Raw genomic sequence first — 15,262 nt, forward strand, 5'->3', positions numbered from 1 at the left:
TTTAACAAGGAGGCAAAGTTACGCCCTTACTTTTGATTCAATCGAGAAACACATGCAACAACGAGGAACCCTGCTGAGCCGCCATCGCATCCTGGACCCCTACTACCAGATCCATCACAATCCGGGAATTTTGGAAGATGCCGTCGATTTCAGCCTGGCCGACTGGACCGAAGAGCCCCGGCGCATCGGTCGTTGGCTGAATCGATTTTTGAAAATCAGCAAGCGCACGTCAACCCGTATGATCTCCCGTCTTGTCTATCGCCTCTTCACCCTGCTTTGGTTCTCTGCTTACTTTTTCGTCAGCCAGTTCGCCCGGCTCCTTCGCTGAACATTTCCGGAAATGCTCGGGTGGCCGATGAACCAACTTTATCATACTGTTAAGCATTGCAGGTTTAATCTCCTGAAAACACTTCCTGGATAACTTTCGGTAAATCCAATCGACATGGAACATCTGAAAGAAAAATCGTGGAACAACGAGGCTGTAACCAATCGGAAAAAATACCTCGCACGACATTACACACATGTACTCGCAAGGAATTTGCCGTCGAGTCGATATGAGGTAGTATTTGAAAGCGATCTCGACCCGTTCCACGCCGACAGTCCGCAACCGGATGTCGTGGTATACGATCGCAACCTTAACCCGTCAGACTGTGCAAAAACCCTCCCCTATTGTTTAAAGAATTTTGATCTGTTTCCGGGCGGGGCTGATTATATTGAGAGAATAATCAGCTTTTCATGAAATACCTAACCGGATTCGACCGCAGGCAGGCCACTTTATTCCCGACTTGTATCGATGATTTGATCCCGGAAGATGCGGAAGTGCGGGTTATCGATTTATTCGTAGACGCGTTGCCGCTGAAAGAACTGGGATTTTTAGAAAATGAACCTGCGGAAGAGGGCAGGCCGATGTATCACCCGGCCGATCTGTTCAAATTGTATGTGTACGGTTATCTGAACCGCATACGGACTTCTCGCCTGCTGGAGCGTGAGTGCCAGCGGAACATCGAACTGCTCTGGTTACTGAAGGGACTACAACCCTGCTTTCGTACGATTGCCGGCTTTCGGTCAGACAACCCAAAACTGTTCCGCAATGCGTTTACCCACTTCGTCCGGCAGATCAACCGAAAGGGCCTGACCGGGAAAACGCTGGTGGCGCTCGATTCAAGCAAGTTCAGGGCGGTCAACTCCAAGAAGAAAAACTACAACCAGAAAAAGATCGACCGGCAACTGGAGTACATCGACAACAAGATCCAATCTTACATCGAGGAACTCAACGCAGGCGATCTGGATGAGGCCAGAGAAGCCACGATCGCTGAGAAACTGAAAAAGCAAAAGGCCCAACGTCGCAAGTACAAGCGCATTGAAAAGCAGCTTGCGGAAACGGGCCTGGACCAAATCTCCACCACCGATCCCGATGCCCGGACCATGATCCTGCACGGGTCGGTAATCGAAGTGGCCTACAATGTACAGACGGTGGCAGATGAGCGGAACAAGCTCATCCTTGAATACAAGTCACCAACCAGAACGACCGGAAAGCCTTACTGCCGATGGCGCAGAAAACCAAGCGTATTTGCGATACGGATGCCGTGGCTGTACTGGCGGACAAGGGTTACCACAACGGCGAGCAGCTTACCGGTTGTGAGCAGGAAGACATCTACACAATCGTAGCCTACCAGGAAGTACCCCGCAGTTATCCCGTGCCGACTCCGGAGTACTACGGCGAGCGCTTCCGGTACAACCCGAAGAAGGACCAGTACAAATGTCCGCAGGGTCACATCCTGAAGACCACCGGCCATTGGTATAATAAGAAGTACGAAGAGTCGGTAACCAAAGTCAAGCACTACAAGACGACGGCCTGCGGCAGTTGCGCGGTCAAACACCTGTGCACCCGCAACCCCAAGGGGCGCCTGATCGAACGGTCTCAACATGCCGGCGCGGTAGAGCGCAACAACCGCCGGGTGCGTGAAAACACATCGACCTATTCCCTGCGCCAGCAAATCATCGAACACATCTTCGGCACCATCAAGCGACAATGGGGCTACGATCACATACTACTCAAAGGCCTCCGGAAAAATGAAGGCGAGTTCGGATTAATCTATCTCATTTATAATTTTCGGAGGGTTATAAACATTTTAGGCCTGCCGAAGTTGAAAAAGTGGCTCACCAGGCTGCTTTTTTCTATTTTTACGGATAGGGCGCTCCGTAATGCAAGGCAATACCAAAAATATTCGTGCTGGCAGCTTGTTCCTGTTATCGTCCGGGAAGGGTGGTGCTGAATTTTTGGGGAGTTGTTGCACGAACTGCCGTTAGCCGCAATCGAATTCTGCCGGCATGATGATCTGACCGAAATGAAATTAACAGTCGTTGCGGCGCTTCAACAATACGGACTCGCAGAGTTTTTTCTTTACGACTATGAACAGAAGGTTTGGTATCGCTTGTCGAAAAACCAAGCATCGTTTGAAGAAAATAGTCGTTCCGGGCTTTTAAACATTGACCTCAATGGATTGATGAATATCCCGGGGTGAATAAATTACTTCGGGAATATCCCAAAATGTTTACCGGCATGTGCGGAAGGTTGCTGCGGCAGTCTTCAGTGCAATGGCCACAGCATCGGCACCATCACCAGCAAGACAGCCATCAACAGAGCGGTTAAGAGCCAGCCGGTCCGGAAAAAATCGGAGAAGCGATACCGTCCCGGGCCATAGACCAGAATGCAACTGGGCTCGAAGGGCGTGATCAGCGAAACGCTGGCCGACAACATCACGGCAACGCCGAAAGTCATCGGATTCACCGAAAGCCGATGCGCCGTCTCGATAGCCACCGGTAGTACCACGAGCGCGGCGGCGGCATTCGACAACGGTTGCGTAAGGAAAACGGTCAGGATGACAAAGCCGGCCATGATCGCCATTTCACCGAAGGGCAACAGGTGTCGAACGAGCTGATCTGCCAACCACTGATCGGTGCCGGTCTTGCTCATGGCAAATCCGAATGCCGTCATTCCCCCGATGAGGATCAGCAGTCGCATGTCGATTGCTTCGTAGGCCTTGCTCACGCTGATCGCACCCGAACCGACGGCGACGACCGATGCGAGCAGGAAGGTCACCGATAACGGCAGCCAGCCCAGTGATCCGACGATCACGGCGGTGATGAATAACCCCAACGTCAGCAAACCCTTGCTCTTGCGATACAGCAATGGCATGAAGTCCGACATCACCTGCATGCGCTTGCTCCGTTTATGATACGAGATCGTTTCCACGGATCCTTGTACCAGCAGGACATCACCGCTTCTTAAGACAAAACGGCCAAGCTTCTCGTTCACCGAATACCCGGTGCGGTTGATGGCGAGTACGGTCAACCCATAACGCTGCCGAAACTTTGCCTCTTTCAATGTCGAGTTAAGGAATTCGCTCTCGGGTGTCACGAGAATCTCGGCCAGTTTAAAGCGCTCGCTTTGCAACTCCCGATCGATCAGCAGGTCGGCGCGAATGGAAATGCCCTCCCTTTCGCGGACCTCCAACAAATCGTTGATCTTCCCCTCCACGATCAACAGATCATGCTCAAGTATGCGCGTGGTGGGGTCCGGTATGAAACGCTCCTCTCCCCGGACCATGTTGAGAATGCGAAATCCCATCCGGCTGAGATTCGAATGGAAAACCGTCTGGCCGATCAATGGCGAACCGGGGGTGATCACAACTTCGCTGACATACTCCCGAAGGCCGAACTCGTCGGTGACCGAGACTTCCGGACGGTCCGGCAGCAATCGCTTTCCGATCGTATTCATGTAGATCCAGCCGACAACAAACATCGAAGCGCCTACCGGCAACAGGTCGAACATGCCGATCTCGCCGATCCCGTTACGGTGCAGGTAGCCGCCTACCGCGATATTGGTAGATGTTCCGATCAGGGTGCAGCATCCGCCGAGAATGGAAGCATACGCCACTGGTAGCAGCAATCGCGACGGACTCATCTTCAACTTACGCGCAACCGCCATGACCGGTGCGATGTAGATCGCCGTGACGGTCGTATTGTTCATGAACGCCGACGTGATTCCCACCGAGAACATCACCAGGGTCAGCAGGGCCGCGGGACGAAGTTGCGCGATTTTCAACAGACGCGAACCGACCAGGTCAAGTACGCCCGTTTGCTGCAAGGCGCCGCTGATCACGAAGATCGCGGCCAGCATGATGATGAAATCGCTGCCGAATCCCGCGAACGCTTCCATCGGTGTCAAGATGCCGGCAGCCATCAGGATGGCAAGCAGTCCGATCGTGACGACATCGATCCGTATCCGATCCCAGGAAAAAAGGATCAGCGCGACAAACAACAATCCGAGTACGATGGCGATCTGCATGATCGCTTACAAGTTAGTAAAATTCAATCGCGTGTTACCTGCGATTCAGTAGTTAGTACCTGCTGATAAGATAGAGCGACGAGACCAGGATGATCACCCACAATACCACGCCGAGCAACAACGGGCGCGGACCTACGCGCTTCAGAGCGCCCAGGGAAATTCCGGCGCCGATCAGGAAAAGGGTGATGCTGAATCCCGCTTTTGCGCTGTGTACGATCGCGGCCAGCAGGATCAGTGGCATGTTCACCCAGGAACCCAGCATGGAGGCGACAAGAAAAAACAAGATGAACCAGGGAAATCCTCCCCACGAACTTTTCTTCTTGAAAATCGCAGCCGATAGCAGCGCGAGCGGAACGATCCACAACGCTCGTGCCAACTTCACCGTCGTGGCGACGGTCAGGGCTTCGTTGCCGTAGGAGGCAGCCGCGCCGACCACCGAACTGGTGTCGTGAATGGCGATCGCAGCCCAGATGCCGAATTGATGCTGCGTCAGCTCCGCCCAATGTCCGAGTGGAGGAAAGATCAGCAAGGCAATAGCATTCAGGATAAAAACCGTTCCAATGGAAATGGAAACCTCCTGATCATCGGCCTCCACAACCTGACTCACCGCGGCTATCGCGCTTCCTCCACAGATCGCGGTGCCAACCGACACCAGGTAACTGATCACACGGTCCACCCGAAACAGCCGCCCGAGCAGGTAGCCCAAACCGATCGCAGCCGAAAGCGACAATAGGGTGAAAACAAATCCCTCCTGACCTGCCGCTACAACTTTGTTGATGTTAATGCCGAAGCCCAGTCCGACAATGGATGCCTGTAACAGATACTTGGTGACCGGCTTGGTGTATTGGGGAAACGGATTGCCGAAAATGATCCCGACCAGCAGTCCGCACACCAATGCGATCGAAGGCGACCATCCCAATGCCGGTATGGCTACCAGAAAAGCCAGAAACAAGACCATTCCGATGACCGTGCGGGTGTTCCTTGGGCTGCCGCCCGTTCCGGCTGTTACTGACATCATACAAAAGTACGACGGAAACAGACGCAAGGTTATTACCGCTTCCGCCTAAGGATCAAACGGCCGATGTGTATTTTTACATCATGGGAGACAAGACTGAACCTCTTCTACTGCTGGATTTTCAGGCTACCTGGTGCGAACCCTGCAAATGGTCGGAGCCCGTGATGGAACAGGTGCTGCGACATTTCGGTGATCGGATCGTCTTGGAAAAAATCGACATTGATCAATTCCCTGAAAGAGCACGCGAATTTCACGTGCTGAGCGTGCCCACCTTCGTCCTCTTGCGGGACGGAAAAGAGATCTGGCGATACCGGGGATTTGATTCGGCGCCCGCTATGATCCGGATGATGGAGCCGCTCCTGTCGGTTTGATTCCTCGTGCCTGATAAAAACGAAGCGACGCGATCGATTGATCGCGTCGCTTCGTTCTATTGATTGGGCGGACGCTTAGCGCAGTGTATAGGAACCCGCTCCTGCAACGTTACCGTCGACATACACTTCGATCAGGTAGGTGCCTGCCGGGAATTTCTTGTCTTCCTGCTCTTCGTAGCTCAGACAGATGTTCTGCTTGGAGCCGGAATAGTTGAGCGTGCCCGAAGCGGCGTACATGACTTCTTCGCCGGTGGAGGTCTTGAACGTGCCCGATCCCGTGCTGCGGTTGCCGACCGGCTTACCACCCGGTTCGGTGATCTTCAGGTAGACGGTCTTGTCACCCTGCTTCGCGATCTTGTTGTCCAGCACGTCGAAACAGACGTCCATCTTGTGCGTACGCTTCGCGAGCAGGGTAGCGACGTATTTGCCGCTGTCCTTGCGCTTGTACGAGGTGACCTTGATGTACTCGGCCTTCAGTACGGAGGCGGTCGCGACGGTCGTCTCGAGGTTCTTCGAGAGGGTCTCCACATTCGAGGTGAGCTGCTCCTTCTCGGTCTGCAACTGCTTGTTGGCCATCAGGAGACTGTCGATGCGGCCCAGGTATTCGTCACGGAGCATTTGCAGGTCAGCCAGCTGCTTCTTGAGCTTCTCGTTGAGCTCCGTCATGCTTTGCTTCTGCGAGCTGATGCTCTTGATCTTCTTGGCCTGCTCTTCGAGTTTCGCGTTGGCCTCGTTCAGGAGGCTGTCGAGGTTCGCGGAAATACCGCGGTACTTCTCGAGTTCGGATTTCGTTTCGGCGAGTTCCTTTTCAACGTTGACGCGCTCGACGACCAGCGTATCCACCTTCTGTTCGTAGGTGTTCACGGTCGTGGAGTGATTCTGCCATTGGTAAAGGTTCAACGCTCCGGAAAGGATCAACAACACGAGCCATAGCGTGCCTTTGCCTTTCTTTTGATCTTGGTTTTGCGTTTCCATGTTCGCTTAAGTGGTGCTTAAATGTTTCATAAAAGTAACGGCAGTGGGAACCGGGTATTGTAGTCATGCTAAAAGTTATGAAACGTGTTTTTCACATTGCGCACAGTGAGTTTGTTCTCTGAATGAAGTTGTATCTTGTGTGAAGAAGACGGGCGTCAAGTCGCTGCCATTTCTGAACGCGCGGACTTCAAGCAACACATGTCAAAGAAGAAGAGGAAAGACGAAAATCCGGTTGAACATTTCATCCTGTCGGAGCTGTATAAGGCATTCAACCAACACCCGAACAGGAGTTTCAACCACAAGCAACTCGCACGCCATTTGCGTGAACCCTATTTTGATTTTATCGACCGCCTCCCGGCTTCTCCCGAACAAAACCGGGAAGAGCTGGGGGAAGAACTACGCAACGAAATCATCCGACTACTGGGTGACCTGGCGTTCAAAGGCGAGTTGATCGAAGTAGAGCGCGGGAAGTTCAAATTGAAACCGAAGCATTCCTACCTCGAAGGCATCATCGACATTACCGCCTCCGGCGCGGCATTCCTGCTGAGCGAAAATGACGAAGACGATGTCTTCATCGCCCCACGGAACGTCCGGCAGGCGCTGCACGGCGACCGGGTGAAGGTGTTCCTCTATGCGAAACACCGCAACCAGCGCATCGAGGGAGAAGTGGTAGAGGTGCTCGAACGCGCGCGCACCGAATTCGTCGGAACCGTACAGCTCGTCGGCAAGTACGCGTTCGTGGTTCCCGACAGCCCCAAGATGCTGATCGATATTTTCATTCCCGGACACCTGCTGTCGAATGCCGAGCAGGGACAGAAGGTGATGGCGGAGATCGTCGACTGGCCCAAGAACGCCAAGAACCCGATGGGCCGCATCTCCCGCGTCCTGGGCTGGCCGGGGGAGAACGACGCCGAGATGCATTCCATCCTGGCCGAGTACGGATTCCCACTGGAGTTTCCCGCGCACGTGGAAAAGGAATCCGAAGCGATTGCCGAGGAGATCACCCCCCAGGAAATTCGCAAGCGGCGCGACTTCCGCTCCGTCCCGACCTTTACCATCGATCCGATCGACGCGAAGGATTTCGACGACGCCTTATCGATCCGGCCGGCCGGAGACGGTCGCTGGGAAATCGGTATCCACATCGCCGACGTCACCCATTACATCCGCGAACATACCCGGCTCGATAAAGAAGCCTACGAACGGGCCACCTCGGTTTACCTGGTCGACCGCACGATTCCCATGCTGCCCGAAAAACTCTCGAACGGCGTCTGTTCCCTTCGTCCTGGAGAGGACAAGCTTTGTTTCTCCGTCGTGGTCGTCATGGACGAACACGCCAAGGTGCACGACACCTGGTTTGGGAAAACGGTCATCTTCTCCGACAAGCGTTTCCACTACGATGAAGCGCAGGCGGTGATCGAGACCGGACAAGGCCCCTTTTCCGAGGAGATCGGCCTCATGCACCGGCTGGCCCAACGCCTCCGCACGGAGCGCTTTCGCAAGGGCGCAATCGCGTTCGAAAAGGTGGAGGTCAAATTTCAACTCGACGAACAGGGTCGCCCCATCGGCGTCTACCTGAAGGAAAGTAAGGACGCAAACAAGCTCATCGAAGAGTTCATGCTGCTCGCCAATCGTTCGGTTGCCGAGTTTGTCGGAAAACGTCATCGCGTGACCGGGCAGGGGATGAAAAAAGGAAAGCACCAGGAAGAGGTGGAACACCTTACGGTTGAAGCGAAGCCCTTCGTCTACCGGGTGCACGAAGGTCCCGTGAATGAACGGCTGCAGTCGTTTGCCGCTTTCGCGGGGCGCTGGGGCTACCAGATCAAGACCGGAAATGACCGTGAGATCGCCCATTCGCTCAACGACCTGATGAAGAGCGTGCGCGGAAAAAAAGAACAAAACGTACTCGAGCAACTCGCCATCCGCAGTATGTCGAAAGCGGTCTATACCACCGATAACGTCGGGCACTACGGGCTTGCATTCGATTATTACACGCACTTCACCTCCCCCATCCGCCGTTATCCCGACGTGCTCGTGCACCGTCTGCTCGAACGCTACCTCGCTTCCGGACAGGATGTCGATGTGGAAGCGCTCGAAGAGCAATGCAAGCACTGCACGGCGATGGAGATCAAGGCAAGCGATGCGGAACGCACCTCGATTAAATACAAGCAGGTCGAGTTCCTGCAGGATAAACTCGGGCAGACCTTCGATGGCATCATCTCCGGCGTGACCGAATGGGGCCTCTACGTGGAGCTCTCTGAAAACAAATGCGAGGGGCTGGTGCGCCTCCGCGAACTCGAAGACGATTTCTACGAATTCGACGACACCAACCTCCGCGTGATCGGGTCCCGGACCGGTCGCGTGTATTCGCTTGGTGATGCCGTGCGCGTCACGGTGTTAAAAGCCGATCTGCAACGACGTCAGATCGATTTTCGTATGGAGCGCAATCCGGAACACCACACGCCGCTCATGGAAGCGGGAGCGCGCCGCAGCTCCCGCGAAAGGCCCGGCCGCGATGGTTTCCGGGCCCCGAAGAAGGCGAAGAAACGTCGTTGAGAAAACCTGATCCATGAAAAAACCCGGCAGCCTGATGTAGGCTGCCGGGTTTTCTGTTGGCGTTGGTACTTACTTGCTCAACTGCCGGATGGCGTCCTCGACGTTCTTCTTGTCGTCGGGTTCCAGCGGTAACGCCGCTTTCTTGCGCAGGTAGAGCAAGGCATTGGCGTTGTCCTTCTTGAGGATGTAGTAGTAGGCGAGGTAGCCGTAGGCTTCGATCAGTCCGGAGTTGTATTTCGCGGCGTTGGCGGAGTCCGCTTCGGCCAGCTCGATGTATTTCTCGTAATGCGGCTTGGCCAGGCCCAGTTCGCTGGTGCTGTCGATTTGCGTATTGGCCTTGGCGCGCCAGAGGTAACCGCTGGCATACTTCGGCGAAAGCTCGTTCACCTTCATCATCGCGGAATCCGCGGGAGCAAACTGGTGATTGAAATAATAGGAGCGGCCGAGGTTGAAGTAGTCGGCCACCTTCACGTCCTTGCCCAGGGTGATCTTTTCGTTCAGCACCTGGATCGCGTCGGGGTAGCGCTTCATCTTCATGTACGCATTGGCGAGCTCGGAAAGCAGGTCGACTCGCGACGGATCCATGCCGTAAGCACGGCGAAGGTTCTCGACACCCAGCGAGTCCCGACCGGAACCGATCAGGATCTTGCCATAGTATTCGTAGTCGGTGACCGTGCGCTTGTCTTCAAGCAGTTTGTCGAACAGTCGGTTGCACACGAAGAGTCCGCGCTGGTAGTCCTTGATTTCGAAGTAGCAATAGGATTCTACACGCAGCAGGGTGACGTTACCCGAATCGCATTTCTGCTTGACCTGGTTGATCTCGTTCAGGGCGTTCGTGTACTCCTTGCTCAGGTAGAGGAAGGACGCGTACCGGATACGCGCGTTGCAGTTGTTGCGGGAGAGTTCGAGGTACTTGCGGTATTGTTCCTTGGCTTTCTCCAGACGACCAAGGCGGAAGTAGGTTTCACCGAGCTCACGATAAGCGGGAGCGTAGTTGGGATCCAGTTGAATGGCTTGCTCGAATTCCGCGGCCGCGCCTTCGTAGTTGGTGGAACGTTTGTACAAGCGCCCCTTGCTCACGATCCCGCGTGCGGAGGTCTTGTTGTAATCAAGCGCCTTGTTGTAGTAGTCGGCGGCGAGGGTGCCGTTGTTGAGCTCCGTATAAATGTCGCCCAGCAGGAGGTGAATCTCCGGGTTCTTCGGCTCGATGGTCAGCGCGCGGTCCAGAAGGGTCTTGGCCTTGTCAAGGTCCTTGTTCGTATAGTGGATCAGGGCTTCTGCGGCTTCGATCAGCACCGCTGCGCTCTTGGCAGGCGCTTTGGCTACCGCGTCGTCGATTAGTTGCTGGGCCTCGGCTACGCGGCGCTGCGCGTCGGCATAACGGGCCGCGGCTTCCGCATTGGAGGGGTCTTTTTCCGCGGCGCTCTTGGCTTCGCGAACACTCATGCGATCCATCAGCGACTTGGCCATTCCGATGCTGAGCAACAGGTTGGCGGCATCCGCCTTGCGTCCCTGCTCAAATACGATCATGGCAGAATCGGCATTGTCGCCGAGGAGATAGTTGTCGCCAAAGAAATAATACAGGTTCCCGTTGGCGGGTTCGCGCGAGATGAGTTGCTGGTAAACATTCGTCGCGGCATCGTACTGCTCGTTTTCGGTCAGCTTCCTGGCTTCTTCCAGCGATTGCGCCGCGACAAAGCCCGGCAGCAGCAGTGCGGCGAGCAGGTAACGGAATCGGTTCTTCATGGTTCTTTTCACTCGTGTAGGTTGACGATCCGGACCGGCATGGTAGCGGGCAGCAGGCCCATCATGCGCACCAGGCGCTGGCCCTGATCGGCGGCGGCAAAGGCGGCAAAGCCCGTGCCAAGCCCGTTTCGGCCCTCCCGGCTGATCACATAGACGTCCCGCGTCAAGGGATACGATTTCAGTGCAATATACGCCTGATATGGCTGAACAAAGGCACTTTCGCCTTCGGCAGCCAGGTAAACAACGCGTACTTTCTTCAGGAATTCGTTCACCGTAGGATCATCGGAATCGCTGATCCAGTTCACGCTGATGATGCCCAGGGCATTCGGATGCGTGGCGACGTAATCGATCACGTCCGCGTTCGAATTCGTCGCGTAGCAGTTCGGCGGAAAGTTGCCGCCTTCGAGAAACTCCTCCTTCAGGTAGCGTGTATTCGAGGAACCACTGCGATCAAATACGATGCGGATGGTGTCGGCGCTCCCTTTTTTCGGATCCAGCATCTTCCAGGTACTGGTTTTGCCTTGCACGATGGCACACAGTTGCTCGGTCCCCAAGGCGGTGTCGGGATTGTCGGGATGTACCAGAAGCGCAACCGCGTCGACGGCGATCTTGGTGTAGCGCGGGATGATGCGCTGCTTGTCGAACTCCGTGGTTTCGTCCTTGGTCAGTTTTCGCGCGGTGATCGCGATGCGGACGGAATCGTTGTGGAGCAATTCGTTCATCACCTCCGCTTCCGGCAGATAACGCGCCCGGATGTTCGCGTACTTGTAAATGCGCATGAAGGTGTCAAGCTGCACCTTGATCAACGGCTCGTACGATTCGTCCACCACGATGTCGATCGTACCGGAAGTCGGCGTATCGGTGTACGACGGTCGGTCGGTCCGGTTGCCGCAGGCGAACAGCCAAAACAACGGAAGCAGGTAAAGCAATCGTAGTCGCCGGGTGTTCATGGTTGTTGCGGGGTTGTTTCGGCCCGATAGGCGCGCAAGCTTCGGTAGAACCGGTACACGCCGTAGATCATCAGCGCGCCGCCGGCGATTCGCCGGTTGTTTGCCGGCACCTGGCTCGTCGTCCAGAAAAAGAAAACGACGATGCCCGCTGCGCTATACAGGACGGCCATCGTCGCGTTGAGGTAAAACCGGAAACGGGACGCAGGCCGGGACGATTCATCCGCCATGCGTGTGGGTTGTCTTATTTAAGCGTAAAGTTTACCGGCAGGTTGTACTGCACCTGCACAGGGCGACCGTTCTGGCGACCGGATTTCCATTCGGGCATGTTGCGCACGACACGAAGCGCTTCTTCGTCGCAACCTCCGCCGATGCCGCGCAGGATCTTGGCGTCCTTGATCTTGCCGTCCTTATCGACCACGAAGGTCACATACACGCGACCGGAAATGCCGTTCTCGCGTGCGATCGCCGGATATTTGATGTTGCGCTGGAGATACTTGAACAATTCTTCTTCCCCGCCCGGAAAACTCGGCATCTCTTCCACCACGGTGAAGATCTTACCCTCATCCGGATCGCCCACAACGGGATTGTCCGGAGGAAGATCAACAACATCTTTCGAACCTTCCTGCGTAACGGTGGATACCTGTACTTCCTTTACTTCCTCCTGGGTGGGAGGAGGTTCCTGTGCTTCTTCATCCTTCACAACCTTCGGCGGCGTGAACTTGATGGTCTGTTGCACCGGCGGAGGCGGGATCACCGGCGGAGGCGGAGGCGTCGATTTGTCGATCGGAGGCGGCTCGGCCAGCGTGACCACTTCGGTCACCGTCGACTTGTCGTTGAACTTAACGCTCGAGAGCAGTGTCATCAGCTGCGGGAGCAGGAAGAAGACGATCGCGGCTACGAACGAGATCAGCATCGCGGTCAGGATGCGACGCTGATATTTACTGCGGAGAACGTAGGCTCCGAATTCCTTATTCCGGTGTTCGAACACGAGTTCGACCCGATCGGGGTTCACCGCGTTATCCCAGGAGAACAACTTCATGCTTCGGGCGGTTATTTCGTGTTTTCAATGAGGGTCTTCTCCGAGTCCGAGAGGTCCACGATGGCGTAACGGCCAACGTTGCAGACCAGCATCTCGTCGAGGATGTCGACCAGGTTCTTGTACTTCGACTTATCGTCCGGCTTGATCAGCACGATCAGGCCTTTCTTTTCGGCCGCTTTCACAGCCGACTTGTGTCGCTTGATGTCTTCGTCGGTATCCGGGATCAAACCGGCCTTGACGGAGTCTTCCACCAGCTTCACCTGGTCGATCACCAGCTTGTTCTTTTCGAGGAGGATCTTGCGGATGCTCTTCGCTCCGTCCTGGGAGTAGTCGGCGATGTTGGTGGACGGCGGTTTGGCGGGATCGTCTTCCCCAATGTACCAGATGATGCGATCGTTCTCGGTAAGGAGAAGCGAAAGGGTTTGCGAGGCGGGGACTTTGGTGCGCTCCTCGTCTAAGATCTTATCCTTCACCGGCATGGTGATATCCATCGTCTTCGGTTTGCTGAAGGTCGTGGTGAGGATGAAGAAGGTGAGCAGCAGGAACGCCAAGTCCACCATCGGCGTCATGTCGATGTGCGTGGACGATTTCTTGGCGCGGACCTTTTTGTGTTTGCCCTTGTCGCTACCGCCTTCTTGCTGTTGTACTTCTGCCATGGTTCGTGTTCCCGGCTTGCGCGACGGTTGCCCGTCGCAGCGGTTTACTGTTTATCGGTGGCGGGCTCCGCCGTGGGTGCGCCTTCGAGGTTAGTGATCAGGGCGAAACGGTTCGCCTTATTATCCTGCAGGATCGAGATGACCCGCTTGATGGTCGGAATGTCGGCTTCGCGGTCGCCTTTGATCGCGATGCTGGCACGCGGAGCGGCGTTACGGGCGACATTCACCCACATGGCCAGCTCGTTGTTCGTAGAATCCTTCGGAATGCCGGGCGTGCTGAGGTTCATCTCTTTCCGCCTGGCTTCGTCGGCCGAGAGGTATTCCTTCATCTGGTTCATCGGCATGCCCACCGAAGAGAGAACGGAGAATCGCTTGAGTTCCTTCTCTTCGAAGGTGACGTTGAAACGCTCACCCATCTTCTCGATGATGCTGCGGCGCAACTGCTGTCCTTCTACGTTGAAGAACACCCGGCCACCCTTGTCGATCGTCAGCAGGATCACCCCTTTGTCCGGCAGCGGAATCTCGCTGACGGAGGAGGGCTGATCGACGACCACCGGCTCGTCCGGGCGGAACTTCGTGGTGAGCATGAAGAAGGTCACCAGCAAGAACGCCAGGTCGACCATCGGGGTCATGTCCAGCGAAGGACCCTTCTTTGGTATCTTGATTTTCGGCATTAGTTACGACGTATGGTAGGAGTCCCCGTGCAGGTATATTCCACACACGGAAAGCCTGTTTTTAGTGGCCCTTCTGCGTGGAAGCGAAGGACTGTACGATCGTGTAGCCGGCCTCGTCGATGCCGTAGGTGATGCTGTCGATCTTCGTCGTGAAGTAGTTGTACAGGATGATGGCCAGGGCTGAGGTACCGATACCGAGCGCGGTATTGATAAGCGCCTCGGAGATACCGGTCGACAGGGCTACGGCGTCCGGAGCACCGGCGGTGGCCAGCGCCGAGAACGCCCGGATCATCCCGAGTACCGTTCCGAACAGACCCAACAGGGTCGCGATGGAAGCGATGGTCGAAATGATGACCAGGTTCTTGGAAAGCATCGGAAGCTCCAGGGTGGTGGCTTCTTCCAGCTCTTTCTGAATAGCCATGATCTTACGCTCTTTGTCCAACTCGCGGTCGGCTTGCATGCTGCGGTACATGTCGATGCCGGCGCTGACAACGTTAGCAACCGAACCGCGCTGCTTGGCGCACTCCGCTTTCGCTCCGTCGAGGTTGCCGGATGCTACCAGCGGACGGATGCGCATGATGAAGCCTTCTACGGAACCGGTGCCCTTGGACTTGCCGATCGTGATCATGCGCTCGATAGCGAAGACCACAACGGTGAAGAACGAACCGAGCAGGATCGGTACGACGAAACCACCTTTGTACATAACGGCCAGGTAGTGGTTGAGCGTGCCGATTACTTCTTTGGGCAGGGGACCTTTTTCCGGATCGCTGTTTTCGAAACCGCTGGGATTACCCATGATGAAATTCCAGATGACGATTCCCAGGACCAGGCACAGCGGAATAACCAGTGCGGCAAAGAGACCTTGTATTCCACCAGCTTTAGATTGCTTGTTGCTCATGTTATGCTTGTTGGTTAAATGTTTCTTTTTGACG

The 15,262-nt window shown here is 55.3% G+C and carries 17 protein-coding genes; 7 read left to right on the plus strand and 10 right to left on the minus strand.

What is annotated here, in order from left to right; all coding sequences use genetic code 11:
* The first annotated feature begins 52 nt into the window (after positions 1-52).
* From IPJ96_01355 to IPJ96_01375, 5 genes are all read left to right on the plus strand, one after another.
* Entirely contained in the window at positions 53-328 is a 276-nt protein-coding gene (locus tag IPJ96_01355) for a hypothetical protein (GenBank protein ID MBK7908994.1), read from the plus strand.
* 114 nt (positions 329-442) lie between these two features.
* Positions 443-739 carry a hypothetical protein gene (locus IPJ96_01360; protein MBK7908995.1) on the plus strand — a complete coding sequence of 99 codons (297 nt, stop codon included), beginning with the start codon at positions 443-445 and terminating at the stop codon, positions 737-739.
* Entirely contained in the window at positions 736-1,668 is a 933-nt protein-coding gene (locus IPJ96_01365; protein MBK7908996.1) for a transposase, read from the plus strand. The genes IPJ96_01360 and IPJ96_01365 overlap by 4 nt, the downstream gene beginning before the upstream one ends.
* A complete protein-coding gene (locus tag IPJ96_01370) occupies positions 1,587-2,276 on the plus strand; it encodes a transposase (protein MBK7908997.1) in 690 nt (229 codons plus the stop codon). The genes IPJ96_01365 and IPJ96_01370 overlap by 82 nt, the downstream gene beginning before the upstream one ends.
* Positions 2,277-2,288: 12 nt before the next feature.
* Entirely contained in the window at positions 2,289-2,525 is a 237-nt protein-coding gene (locus tag IPJ96_01375; GenBank protein ID MBK7908998.1) for a hypothetical protein, read from the plus strand.
* 65 nt (positions 2,526-2,590) lie between these two features.
* On the opposite strand, the gene IPJ96_01380 is transcribed toward IPJ96_01375, so the two are convergent.
* On the minus strand, positions 2,591-4,351 hold the full coding sequence (locus tag IPJ96_01380; GenBank protein MBK7908999.1) for a potassium transporter TrkA: 1,761 nt from the start codon (positions 4,349-4,351) through the stop codon (positions 2,591-2,593).
* A 52-nt stretch (positions 4,352-4,403) separates the two neighbouring features.
* Entirely contained in the window at positions 4,404-5,366 is a 963-nt protein-coding gene (locus IPJ96_01385) for a putative sulfate exporter family transporter (GenBank protein ID MBK7909000.1), read from the minus strand.
* 83 nt (positions 5,367-5,449) lie between these two features.
* Here IPJ96_01385 and IPJ96_01390 point away from each other — a divergent pair, with 83 nt between their 5' ends.
* Positions 5,450-5,737, plus strand: coding sequence for a thioredoxin family protein (locus IPJ96_01390; GenBank protein ID MBK7909001.1), 288 nt, complete (start codon positions 5,450-5,452; stop codon positions 5,735-5,737).
* Positions 5,738-5,812: 75 nt separating this feature from the next.
* Here the strand turns inward: IPJ96_01390 and IPJ96_01395 are convergent, their stop codons facing one another.
* A complete protein-coding gene (locus tag IPJ96_01395; protein ID MBK7909002.1) occupies positions 5,813-6,712 on the minus strand; it encodes a hypothetical protein in 900 nt (299 codons plus the stop codon).
* 198 nt (positions 6,713-6,910) lie between these two features.
* On the opposite strand from IPJ96_01395, the gene rnr reads away from it, so the two are divergent.
* Positions 6,911-9,265 (plus strand): ribonuclease R, encoded by a 2,355-nt coding sequence (gene rnr, locus IPJ96_01400; protein MBK7909003.1) that lies wholly within the window; start codon positions 6,911-6,913, stop codon positions 9,263-9,265.
* Between the two features lie 69 nt (positions 9,266-9,334).
* On the opposite strand, the gene IPJ96_01405 is transcribed toward rnr, so the two are convergent.
* The 7 genes from IPJ96_01405 to IPJ96_01435 form a co-directional block, all read right to left on the minus strand.
* Positions 9,335-11,023: a tetratricopeptide repeat protein gene (locus IPJ96_01405; protein ID MBK7909004.1), complete on the minus strand. Its 1,689-nt coding sequence runs from the start codon at positions 11,021-11,023 to the stop codon at positions 9,335-9,337.
* A complete protein-coding gene (locus IPJ96_01410) occupies positions 11,020-11,961 on the minus strand; it encodes a substrate-binding domain-containing protein (protein ID MBK7909005.1) in 942 nt (313 codons plus the stop codon). Before IPJ96_01410 ends, IPJ96_01405 begins: the two co-directional genes overlap by 4 nt.
* Positions 11,958-12,188: a hypothetical protein gene (locus IPJ96_01415; GenBank protein ID MBK7909006.1), complete on the minus strand. Its 231-nt coding sequence runs from the start codon at positions 12,186-12,188 to the stop codon at positions 11,958-11,960. Before IPJ96_01415 ends, IPJ96_01410 begins: the two co-directional genes overlap by 4 nt.
* 14 nt (positions 12,189-12,202) lie before the next feature.
* Positions 12,203-13,000, minus strand: coding sequence for an energy transducer TonB (locus IPJ96_01420; GenBank protein ID MBK7909007.1), 798 nt, complete (start codon positions 12,998-13,000; stop codon positions 12,203-12,205).
* Positions 13,001-13,011: 11 nt separating this feature from the next.
* Entirely contained in the window at positions 13,012-13,656 is a 645-nt protein-coding gene (locus IPJ96_01425) for a biopolymer transporter ExbD (GenBank protein ID MBK7909008.1), read from the minus strand.
* A gap of 44 nt (positions 13,657-13,700) precedes the next feature.
* The gene (locus tag IPJ96_01430) at positions 13,701-14,330 is read right to left on the minus strand and encodes a biopolymer transporter ExbD (protein MBK7909009.1); all 630 of its coding nucleotides are present in this window, start codon (positions 14,328-14,330) and stop codon (positions 13,701-13,703) included.
* Between the two features lie 61 nt (positions 14,331-14,391).
* Entirely contained in the window at positions 14,392-15,228 is an 837-nt protein-coding gene (locus IPJ96_01435; protein ID MBK7909010.1) for a MotA/TolQ/ExbB proton channel family protein, read from the minus strand.
* Positions 15,229-15,262: the final 34 nt, after the last annotated feature.

The organism is Bacteroidota bacterium, from assembly GCA_016713765.1.
Taxonomy (GTDB): domain Bacteria; phylum Bacteroidota; class Bacteroidia; order AKYH767-A; family 2013-40CM-41-45; genus Pollutiaquabacter; species Pollutiaquabacter aromativorans.

Excerpts from the sequence above, each read along its gene's own strand:
- IPJ96_01355 (MBK7908994.1), top strand. The coding sequence starts at position 53 with ATGCAACAACGAGGAACCCTGCTGAGCCGCCATCGCATCCTGGACCCC.
- IPJ96_01360 (MBK7908995.1), top strand. The coding sequence starts at position 443 with ATGGAACATCTGAAAGAAAAATCGTGGAACAACGAGGCTGTAACCAAT.
- IPJ96_01365 (MBK7908996.1), top strand. The coding sequence starts at position 736 with ATGAAATACCTAACCGGATTCGACCGCAGGCAGGCCACTTTATTCCCG.
- IPJ96_01380 (MBK7908999.1), bottom strand. The coding sequence starts at position 4,351 with ATGCAGATCGCCATCGTACTCGGATTGTTGTTTGTCGCGCTGATCCTT.
- IPJ96_01385 (MBK7909000.1), bottom strand. The coding sequence starts at position 5,366 with ATGTCAGTAACAGCCGGAACGGGCGGCAGCCCAAGGAACACCCGCACG.
- IPJ96_01390 (MBK7909001.1), top strand. The coding sequence starts at position 5,450 with ATGGGAGACAAGACTGAACCTCTTCTACTGCTGGATTTTCAGGCTACC.
- IPJ96_01395 (MBK7909002.1), bottom strand. The coding sequence starts at position 6,712 with ATGGAAACGCAAAACCAAGATCAAAAGAAAGGCAAAGGCACGCTATGG.
- rnr (MBK7909003.1), top strand. The coding sequence starts at position 6,911 with ATGTCAAAGAAGAAGAGGAAAGACGAAAATCCGGTTGAACATTTCATC.
- IPJ96_01410 (MBK7909005.1), bottom strand. The coding sequence starts at position 11,961 with ATGAACACCCGGCGACTACGATTGCTTTACCTGCTTCCGTTGTTTTGG.
- IPJ96_01415 (MBK7909006.1), bottom strand. The coding sequence starts at position 12,188 with ATGGCGGATGAATCGTCCCGGCCTGCGTCCCGTTTCCGGTTTTACCTC.
- IPJ96_01420 (MBK7909007.1), bottom strand. The coding sequence starts at position 13,000 with ATGAAGTTGTTCTCCTGGGATAACGCGGTGAACCCCGATCGGGTCGAA.
- IPJ96_01425 (MBK7909008.1), bottom strand. The coding sequence starts at position 13,656 with ATGGCAGAAGTACAACAGCAAGAAGGCGGTAGCGACAAGGGCAAACAC.
- IPJ96_01430 (MBK7909009.1), bottom strand. The coding sequence starts at position 14,330 with ATGCCGAAAATCAAGATACCAAAGAAGGGTCCTTCGCTGGACATGACC.
- IPJ96_01435 (MBK7909010.1), bottom strand. The coding sequence starts at position 15,228 with ATGAGCAACAAGCAATCTAAAGCTGGTGGAATACAAGGTCTCTTTGCC.